Genomic DNA, 9,841 nt, shown 5'->3' on the forward strand with positions numbered 1-9,841 from the left:
CAAGAAGTGAGACAACAAAATACGGCATCTGCTCAAGCACAGCGTAATCGTAATGCAGCATCGAATGTAAATCAGCAATACGCTGCAGAATTCGCATCTGAAACAAATGCGCAAGAAGTGAGACAACAAAATACGGCATCTGCTCAAGCACAGCGTAATCGTAATGCAGCATCGAATGTAAATCAGCAATACGCTGCAGAATTTGCATCTGAAACAAATGCGCAAGAAGTAAGACAGCAAAATGCAGCATCCCGCAATGCAAATGCGACATCAGGTCAAGCGCAACGTAACTTTGCTGCACAGTCGCAGCAATATGGAGCTGAATTTGCATCTGAAACAGATGTGCAGCAAGTGAAAAAGCAAAATGCGCAATCTCAAGCACGTAAAAAAAATTCATCTTTTAATCAGTAAAAGAATGCAAATGAAGCTCTGGCCAAATGGCTGGGGCTTCATTTGTTTTCATTTCCTCCGTAAATCGGTATAATAAGACATGAATGTTTCACCGTCCGCGCAAAAGGAAATAGAAAAAGCGCGCGACGCTAGAAAGTAGGGGACAACGATGGCGATTCCTGCAGAAGGTGAATCAGTGCAGATTCACAGTTACAAACATAATGGCCACATTCATCGGGTGTGGGAAGAAACAGTTGTCGTAAAAGCAACTGAAAATATTGTAATTGGCGGAAATGACCGGACGATTGTAACAGAATCAGATGGGCGAACGTGGGTCACACGGGAGCCGGCGATCTGTTATTTTCACACACGTAAATGGTTTAATGTAATCGGAATGCTCCGTGCAGACGGTATTCATTACTATTGCAACCTTAGTTCACCATTCGTGTTTGACCAAGGTGCACTCAAGTATATTGATTACGACCTTGACGTAAAGGTTTTCCCGGATATGACCTACATTTTGCTTGATGAAGACGAGTACAGACAGCACAGCCGTGAAATGAACTACCCGGAAGTGATTGATAAAATTTTACGACGTAATATGGATCACTTGCTGTCCTTAATTAAACAGCAGAAAGGTCCATTTACTCCTGGTTTTATTGACCGATGGTATGGGAAGTATTCACAATTGTGCCGCTGAATGCCTGTTGAGGATTCAACAGGTTTTTTCGTTGTTTGGAAAAGGAGGTAGTTAGATGGGGGTTATTAAAAGATACTTGCAATTTGTCAAACCATACAAATGGCCAATTGCCGGTACGTTATTAATTGGTATTGTTAAATTTGGCATTCCACTTTTGCTTCCGATTATCATTAAATATGTCATTGACGACATTATCGGTAGCGGGACAATGACTATAGCGGAGAAAAAAACCCAGCTTTACTGGGTGATCGGCATGATGCTCATTTTATTCGTCATTGTCCGTTATCCGGTTGAGTATTACCGGCAGTATTTCGCCCAGTGGACAGGCAGTAAAATTTTATATGACATTCGTGACCGGCTATTTGCGCATATTCAACAGCTTAGTTTTAAGTATTATGCAAATACAAGAGCCGGTGAAGTTATTTCCCGTATTATTAATGATGTGGAGCAGACAAAAAACTTTGTCATTACCGGGCTGATGAACGTCTGGCTTGATGCAGCGACAATTGTTATAGCAGCAGCGATTATGATGACAATGGACGTAAAATTGACACTCGTTGCACTTATTGTCTTTCCATTTTACGCATTTTCTGTTAAATATTTTTTTGGAAATTTGCGCCATTTAACGCGTGTTCGCTCACAGGCACTTGCAGAAGTGCAAAGTCATTTGCATGAGCGTGTGCAAGGGATGTCGGTCATTAAAAGCTTCGCCATTGAACCGGTTGAGCAGGAGCGTTTCCGAAAACACAACCAAAACTTTTTACAAAAAGCACTTGATCAAACGGCCTGGAATGCCAAAGCGTTTGCAGTCGTCAACACGATTACTGATATTGCACCGCTCCTTGTTATCGGGTATGCCGGTGTGCAAGTTATTGAAGGAAATTTAACAGTCGGTACAATGGCGGCTTTTATCGCGTATATTGACCGTCTTTATAATCCGCTTCGCCGCCTTGTCAATTCATCGACAACACTCACACAAGCCATTGCGTCAATGGACCGCATGTTTGAATTGCTCGATGAAAAATACGATGTGACCGATAAAAAAGATGCGATGGAATGCCGTAATGTTGACGGGGACCTTGTTTTTGACCATGTTCAATTTCAATATGATGAAGAAAATGCTCCTGTTTTACGCGATGTTCATTTACATGTGAAGGCTGGGGAGACAGTGGCACTTGTCGGTATGAGCGGTGGTGGAAAATCGTCGCTCGTCAGCCTTATTCCACGTTTTTACGATGTAACAGGTGGCCGTATTTTACTTGATGGAACGGATATTCGTGACTTTGAAGTACGATCGCTGCGAGATAAAATCGGGATGGTTTTACAAGACAATATATTGTTCAGTGAGTCGGTTCGGGAAAATATTTTACTTGGGCGGCCGGATGCGACAAAAGAAGATGTTATTGCTGCCGCAAAAGCGGCCAATGCGCACGATTTCATTATGGCGCTTCCAGAAGGATATGAAACGAAAGTCGGTGAGCGGGGTGTGAAGTTGTCCGGCGGTCAAAAGCAGCGTGTTGCCATTGCACGTGTATTTTTGAAGAATCCACCATTGCTTATTTTAGATGAAGCTACATCGGCACTTGATTTAGAAAGTGAACATTTAATTCAAGAGGCCATTGAAAAGCTGGCTAAAACAAGGACAACATTCATCGTTGCACACCGTTTGTCAACGATCACGCATGCGGATCGAATTATTTTAATTGAACACGGTGAAGTAATCGAAGACGGTACGCATGTAGAACTAATGAAGAAACAGGGCGGCTACTGGAGACTGTTCCAGGTGCAGCAATTAGATCATTAAAAAAGCCATGCCGGCTGCCGGCATGGCTTTTGATCATTCTTCTTCATATTCAGGCGCTTCATCATCTTTGTGATATTTATAAAAGCTCGTCATTAAATGATCGAGATGCTCCAGTTTTTCACCATATTCAAGAATAGATGATACGATGTGAAGCAGACGAATCGACGATGTTATTTCTTCATTATTCCTTTTATAAATCTTATCGGCAAACATATGCATAAATTCATCACGATTCATGCACGGTTTAAATAAATTTTCTGATGTTTCTGTCGTTTTTGCTTTGCCGATAAAACGAAGCAGTAAATGCTCATGATAGCTGACGAGACAGTCAAGGTGATCCTGTAACGTCCGCTGCAGGTCAGGATTTAAATGATGCAGTTCATTTTCACATTGATTGAGTCTTTGCAAAATATCCAAGCTTCGGCGAGTCGTCAAAATCAATTTTCGATACAAGACGATTTTTCTTTTTTTCGCCCGGAGGTTTTTTTTGAACGGCGTCCGATCTTCTTTGTACAATAAAAACATTTGATCAATTTTCATGATCTTTTCTCGCTGTTTCATCATGTCTTTTTTCAACAAAGATGATTCAGAAGCATTACGTGACGTAAGGCGAATCCACATTAAAATATCTTCTGTTACTTGATTAATCGAAGAAAACAATTTTGTTTCATATTTCGGTGGCAAAAAGACGAGATTGACGAGAAATGATGACGCGACACCGATTGAAATATTAAACAGGCGAATCATCGAAAATTGCACAAACTGTTCATTTTGCACTTCCATAATGGCAATGATCGTTACAAGGGCGAGGCCGACAGATTTTTCAAGATTAAATTTCAAGAGAATAATAATTGCGATAATCGCTGCCAGGCCAACAATAATAATATGATTGCCGAATAATAAAACGAATAAAATCGCAATGCCAGCACCTATAATATTCGCTTGAATTTGTTCAATAACGGTTAAATAGGAGCGGTAAATATTTGGTTGGATAGCAAAGACAGCCGCAATCCCAGCGAAAACAGGTGAAGGTAATTCAAGAAATTCCGCTATGTAAAGCGCTAAAACGATGGCAATTCCCGTTTTAAAAATGCGGGCACCAAGCTTCATTTGATAAAAGATTCCTTTCTGATAAAACTGTATTTACGTCTGTTTCCCGCGCTTGTCGGCAAATCAAACAAACTGTACTATACAACGGATATGAAGGGAAATCAAGCGAAAGAAAAATAAAAGGACAGGCACCCGTTTCAATGGACGCCTGTCTAGATTATCTTTAGTTTGTTAAGGCAATGAATGCTTCTTCCGCTATTTGAATCGTTGTGCGAATGTCTTCTTCTGTATGTGCAGTCGTTAAAAACCAGGCTTCATATTTAGAGGGAGCCAAATTAACACCGCGGCGCAGCATTTCTTTAAAGAAGCGGGCGAACTGTTCACCGTCTGTCGCTTCTGCCTGATCGTAGTTTTCCACTTTTTGATCAGTGAAATAAATGGTGAGAGCACCTTTTAACCGGTTAATTGTCACCGTTACGCCAGCCTTTTTCGCGGCATTCAGTAACCCATCTTCTAAAATCGCTCCGAGCCGATCGAGTTCATCGTACACGCCGTCCTGCTCGATAATTTCCAAACAGGCAATCCCAGCCAGCATTGATGCAGGGTTTCCAGCCATCGTTCCGGCTTGATACGCAGGGCCGAGCGGTGCCACTTTTTCCATAATATCTGCTCGGCCGCCATAGGCACCGATGGGCAGTCCACCGCCGATAATTTTGCCGAGTGCTGTTAAATCAGGTGTAATGCCAAGCAGGTCTTGTGCACCCCCGTACATAAAGCGGAATGCTGAAATGACTTCATCAAAGATGAGAAGAGCGCCTGCTTCGTGTGTCAGCCTTTTCACTTCTTCTAAAAAACCTTTGTTCGGTTCGACGATGCCAAAGTTACCAACGATAGGCTCAATCATCACGGCAGCTACATTGTCGCCCCATTTTTCCAGCGCTTCTTTTAATGAGTCTGTTTCATTAAACGGCACGGTGATGACTTCTCGGGCGATGCTTTTTGGTACACCGGCAGAATCAGGTGTGCCAAGAGTTGATGGTCCGCTGCCGGCTGCGACAAGGACAAGGTCAGAATGTCCGTGGTAACAGCCGGCAAATTTAATAATTTTATCGCGTCCGGTATAAGCCCGTGCTACACGGATTGTTGTCATGACCGCTTCCGTGCCACTGTTGACAAAACGAACTTTGTCGAGTGCCGGCATCGCATGCTTCAATTTTTTTGCAAATGTCACTTCATGCTGCGTCGGCGTTCCAAATAAAAGACCATTTTGTGCGGCCTTCGTAATCGCTTCTGTAATGTGCGGGTGCGCGTGACCAGTAATGATCGGTCCGTATGCGGCAAGATAGTCGATATATTTATTGCCATCGACATCATAAAAATACGCGCCGTCTCCACGTTCCATTGCTACCGGTGCACCACCGCCAACTGCTTTGTACGATCGTGACGGACTATTTACTCCGCCGACAATATGTTTAAGTGCTTCTTCATGTAAAACGTCAGACTTAGAAAAATTCATTCTATTATAATGCCTCCTGATTATATCGTCTTTTTCTATTGTAGTCCTCATTGAAAAAGGAATCAATCATGATCAAAGACTAAAGGCGCGTCGTCGCGTGGATCTGAAGTTGCCATTTTTCAGCAGATTCGCTACTCTTAAAAGAAAAAGGGGAGATTTAACATGGCGGAATTAACAGGACAGCCGGCACCGATATTTACATTACCGGATCAGAATGGTGATATGGTGAACATCGTAGATTTTAAAGGGAAAAATGTCATACTGTATTTTTATCCGAAAGATATGACACCTGGGTGTACGACCGAAGCATGTGATTTCCGTGATCAATACAGTGAATTCTCAACATTAGACACGGTTATTCTTGGTATTAGCCCAGATCCTGCAGCGCGCCATCAAAAGTTTATTGAAAAACATACACTTCCATTTACACTGCTTGCGGACGAAGAACAGGCAGCGGCAGAATTGTACGGTGTATGGACGCTGAAGAAAAATTTTGGTAAAGAATATATGGGCATTGAGCGATCAACATTTTTAATTAATAAAGAAGGCATCGTCGCAAAAGAGTGGCGAAAAGTACGTGTAAAAGGGCATGTGGAAGAAACGTTACAGGCTGTGAAAGAACTAAATGAAGGAACTAAATGAAGGAACGTTGAATAGTTTTCATACCCAATCGTAAAAAATCATAAGTATTCAATTGGTATCGAGATTTTCTACTATTTATTAGTTTGACTATTCATTTTTTAAAGGAGGTGAGTCCTGGTTATCTTTCGAACATATCATATTTTGTTAGGATATGTGATGATTTTTTATACTGTAATTTAACCAGGATAAACGGGTGAACATTGTCTTTACATTTCGTCCGCCACGTGCCATTCAAGCGGATATTCAAAGGAAATTTCCAGAGGAATCATTTTCATTCTATAAAGATATAAAGGAAGCGAATGATGTGTTGCAAGATGCTGAAATTCTCGTCACATTCGGCAGCGATTTGACGGAAGACATGATCGAGCAGTGCCAGTCGTTAAAGTGGATTATGGTTGCATCTGCAGGTATTGAGGATATGCCACTTGGAGCAATTCAAGATCGAGATATTTTTGTGACAACTTCACGTGGTATCCATAAAATACCGATGGCAGAATTCACTCTTGGTTTGATGCTAAATCACGTTAAACGCTTTCCAGAACTGGGTGTTTTGGAAAAAGCAGAGACGTGGAATAAAGAGTTGCCATTGCAGGAACTGGCGGGAAAAGAAGCGGCTATTCTTGGTACGGGGGCAATTGGTCAGGAAATTGCCCGTTTATGTAAAGCATTTCGGATGACAACAGCAGGCATCAATCGAAGCGGCCGTTCTGTTGATGAATTTGACCGTATTTTTCAAATGAGTGAATTAGAGGAAGCGGTGAAGGAAGCGGACTTTGTCATTGCGATTTTGCCGAGTACGCTGGATACAGTTGGTGCGCTGCAGCCGGAGCATTTTGAAGCGATGAAGCAGACAGCGGCATTTATTAATATCGGCCGGGGCGATGTCGTATCAGAACATGTACTGTTGTCAGCTATTAACGATGAGGAAATTGCGCATGCGTATCTTGATGTGTTTGCAGTTGAACCGCTGCCAGAAGGCCATCCGTTTTGGCGTCATGAAAACATGACCGTTACACCACATATTTCAAGTATTACGAAAGCATATATTCCGCGGGCAATGGCGATTTTTGAACATAATTTACTCTGTTTCAAAGAGGGAGGAGATTATCAAAATATTCTTGATATCAGGAAAGGGTATTAACTGAGAGTCGATGCTCAGCTGGTTATTCTTTTTCATTGACAAATATGGGTTTCTGTTAGTACACTGTTTATAAGGATTATAAAGTAACATTCCTTATCAGGAAGAAGAGAGGTGCATGTTGATGTCACACACACATGTCCATGAATCACATGAGCAGTTGAAAGACGCACTTGATACGCTGAAGCAGACAGGTGTTCGTATTACACCTCAGCGTCATGCGATTCTTGAATTTCTAGTCGAGTCAATGACACATCCGACTGCTGACGATATTTATAAAGCACTTGAAGGAACATTTCCTAATATGAGTGTCGCGACTGTATACAATAATTTGCGCGTGTTCCGAGAAATAGGTCTTGTGAGAGAATTGACATACGGGGATACATCAAGCCGGTTTGATTTCGTTACGACTGAACATTATCATGTCATTTGCGAGTCATGCAACAAAATTGTGGATTTTCACTATCCAGGTTTGGATGAAGTTGAACAGTTCGCTTCTCATGTTACAGGCTTTGAAATTAGTCATCACCGAATGGAAATTTACGGAAAATGTCCAAGCTGTAGCAATAAAGATTTGCATTAAAAAACCTCCAATCCCAAATCGGGATGGAGGTTTTTTACGCATTCGGGTGGTCTAAATTTTTTTCTGGTTGTACTTTTCGTCAAACTCTTTCCCTTCAAGTGTTTGGTCGAGTGTCAAAGGTTCATTGCAGTACATGCACATATCGACGCGGCCGAGAACTTTCGTCGACTTACCGCAAGTAGGGCACACAACCTGCACAGCTCTCGTTGATAGCATCCCGATCCAAAAATACACAACAGTGCTTAAAATAATACAGAGAAGACCAAGCATCATAAAAATCGACATTACGAGAAAATTTTCACGGAAGAAAATTCCGCCGTACATGACAACGAATCCAATGAAAATAAGACTTAACGCAAATGTACGTATTTTATTAATTTTACTTGAATACTTTTTTGCCATCGTTTCAACCTCCTATTCATCACTATATCATATTTTCCCCTATGTTTTACGGCAGGTATTCGATAATATTTGTCGAAACTTAACTGAACGAACGTTTAAATTGTCTGGAGGAATATACTGTGGAAGACCTTCTTCGCCCGTTGTATCAAGAACGAACAAGCCAACAAAACACGCTTGGTGTTATAGTTGCCAAAAAAAATGAACAAAATAGTGCATTCACTGAAAACTTTGATTCCATTCTTCTCATTATCGTACATGAAGCAGAGGAGGCTGTATTTACAAAACATTATGTTGACCGCAATAATAAAACGGCATCGATGTATATTGTAACAGAAAATCAATTAAAAGAATGGCTTCTTCTAGGCACAAATCGTAAAGTGATTGAGTGGCTATATCATGGGCGTATTTTGTTTGATCGAAATGAGTATGTTCATGAATTAAAAACCGAAATGCGTGAATTTCCTTTTTACGGGCGCAAAATCAAAATGGCGATTGAGTTTGCTAAGCTGATTAAACGATATACAGATGGGAAAGCTTTCTTTAATGACAGACATTATCTTGATGCATATAACCATGTTCTGCATTCGCTACATCATCTCGCCAGATTATCAATTATCGAAAATGGCTATTATCCAGAGTTGACTGTATGGAATCAAGTTCGTCATATTGAGCCGGGGATTTATAAGTTATATGAAGAGTTGCTGACAAGCGACGAAGATTTGAAGAAAAGACTGGAGCTTCTTTTTTTAGCGAGCGAGTTTTTAATTCATTCACGCACAGAAAGAGGAGCCGATCATTTACTATTTCTTATGAAGGAAAAAGAATGGTGGAGCATTAATGAACTTTTAAATCATAGCGAAGTGACGCACTATTCTGTTGATCTGGTTACATTAATGGAGTATTTAATTGAGCGGCAGCTTGTGCGGGTTATATCTGTTCAAACGAAAGGACAAGGGGTTTTCCATCGTTATTATCAGCTTCATAAAGAAAGTTAAATTTTTTTGAGATAAAGTATTGACCAGGATTATTTCAAGTGTTATATTAATAAGCGTCGCTGTTGGAAACATAATAAACAGCCAAAAAAGAAATTTAAAATAAACCTTGACGGATTTAATTCATCTTGGTATTATGTAAAAGTCGCTGTTTTGATTTTTTGAACAACGGCATTGAAGCAGGATTGAACATTGAAAACTGAACAAAATCAATAAAAACGTCAACGTTTTAGTTTTAAATCTTATCTGGCAGATGCCCGTCATCTGCAGATAAACAAATGAGCAAGTCAAACACTTTTTGGAGAGTTTGATCCTGGCTCAGGACGAACGCTGGCGGCGTGCCTAATACATGCAAGTCGAGCGGACTTGACGGAGCTTGCTCCGTTCAAGTTAGCGGCGGACGGGTGAGTAACACGTGGGCAACCTGCCCTGCAGATTGGGATAACTCCGGGAAACCGGGGCTAATACCGAATAATATCGAAGATTTCATGATCTTCTTTTGAAAGATGGCATCTCGCTGTCACTGCAGGATGGGCCCGCGGCGCATTAGCTAGTTGGTGAGGTAACGGCTCACCAAGGCAACGATGCGTAGCCGACCTGAGAGGGTGATCGGCCACACTGGGA

The 9,841-nt window shown here is 41.4% G+C and carries 10 protein-coding genes and 1 other annotated feature; of the genes, 7 read left to right on the top strand and 3 right to left on the bottom strand.

Annotated elements, in window-relative coordinates; genetic code table 11:
• Positions 1-6: 6 nt before the first annotated feature.
• From A3M5_RS21830 to A3M5_RS0100015, 3 genes are all read left to right on the top strand, one after another.
• On the top strand, positions 7-411 hold the full coding sequence (locus A3M5_RS21830) for a gamma-type small acid-soluble spore protein (protein WP_082193949.1): 405 nt from the start codon (positions 7-9) through the stop codon (positions 409-411).
• Between the two features lie 148 nt (positions 412-559).
• Positions 560-1,090: a nucleoside tri-diphosphate phosphatase gene (gene ntdP / locus A3M5_RS0100010; protein WP_018391697.1), complete on the top strand. Its 531-nt coding sequence runs from the start codon at positions 560-562 to the stop codon at positions 1,088-1,090.
• 55 nt (positions 1,091-1,145) lie between these two features.
• Entirely contained in the window at positions 1,146-2,894 is a 1,749-nt protein-coding gene (locus tag A3M5_RS0100015; RefSeq protein ID WP_018391698.1) for an ABC transporter ATP-binding protein, read from the top strand.
• 33 nt (positions 2,895-2,927) lie between these two features.
• Here the strand turns inward: A3M5_RS0100015 and A3M5_RS0100020 are convergent, their stop codons facing one another.
• On the bottom strand, positions 2,928-4,004 hold the full coding sequence (locus tag A3M5_RS0100020) for an FUSC family protein (protein ID WP_018391699.1): 1,077 nt from the start codon (positions 4,002-4,004) through the stop codon (positions 2,928-2,930).
• Between the two features lie 163 nt (positions 4,005-4,167).
• Positions 4,168-5,460 carry a glutamate-1-semialdehyde 2,1-aminomutase gene (locus A3M5_RS0100025; protein WP_018391700.1) on the bottom strand — a complete coding sequence of 431 codons (1,293 nt, stop codon included), beginning with the start codon at positions 5,458-5,460 and terminating at the stop codon, positions 4,168-4,170.
• 162 nt (positions 5,461-5,622) lie between these two features.
• Here A3M5_RS0100025 and bcp point away from each other — a divergent pair, with 162 nt between their 5' ends.
• The 3 genes from bcp (at position 5,623) to perR (ending at position 7,823) form a co-directional block, all read left to right on the top strand.
• Positions 5,623-6,102 carry a thioredoxin-dependent thiol peroxidase gene (bcp, locus tag A3M5_RS0100030; RefSeq protein WP_018391701.1) on the top strand — a complete coding sequence of 160 codons (480 nt, stop codon included), beginning with the start codon at positions 5,623-5,625 and terminating at the stop codon, positions 6,100-6,102.
• Positions 6,103-6,295: 193 nt separating this feature from the next.
• Positions 6,296-7,243: a D-2-hydroxyacid dehydrogenase gene (locus A3M5_RS0100035; protein WP_018391702.1), complete on the top strand. Its 948-nt coding sequence runs from the start codon at positions 6,296-6,298 to the stop codon at positions 7,241-7,243.
• Between the two features lie 121 nt (positions 7,244-7,364).
• On the top strand, positions 7,365-7,823 hold the full coding sequence (gene perR / locus A3M5_RS0100040; protein ID WP_026221518.1) for a peroxide-responsive transcriptional repressor PerR: 459 nt from the start codon (positions 7,365-7,367) through the stop codon (positions 7,821-7,823).
• Positions 7,824-7,874: 51 nt separating this feature from the next.
• On the opposite strand, the gene A3M5_RS0100045 is transcribed toward perR, so the two are convergent.
• On the bottom strand, positions 7,875-8,225 hold the full coding sequence (locus tag A3M5_RS0100045; RefSeq protein WP_018391704.1) for a YgzB family protein: 351 nt from the start codon (positions 8,223-8,225) through the stop codon (positions 7,875-7,877).
• A gap of 119 nt (positions 8,226-8,344) precedes the next feature.
• Here A3M5_RS0100045 and A3M5_RS0100050 point away from each other — a divergent pair, with 119 nt between their 5' ends.
• Positions 8,345-9,220 (top strand): nucleotidyltransferase-like protein, encoded by an 876-nt coding sequence (locus tag A3M5_RS0100050; RefSeq protein ID WP_018391705.1) that lies wholly within the window; start codon positions 8,345-8,347, stop codon positions 9,218-9,220.
• A 350-nt stretch (positions 9,221-9,570) separates the two neighbouring features.
• Positions 9,571-9,841: a sequence feature (16S ribosomal RNA rRNA prediction is too short), on the top strand.

It is taken from the genome of Bacillus sp. 37MA (assembly GCF_000372765.1).
In the GTDB taxonomy this organism is placed as follows: Bacteria; Bacillota; Bacilli; order Bacillales; family Domibacillaceae; genus Domibacillus; species Domibacillus aminovorans.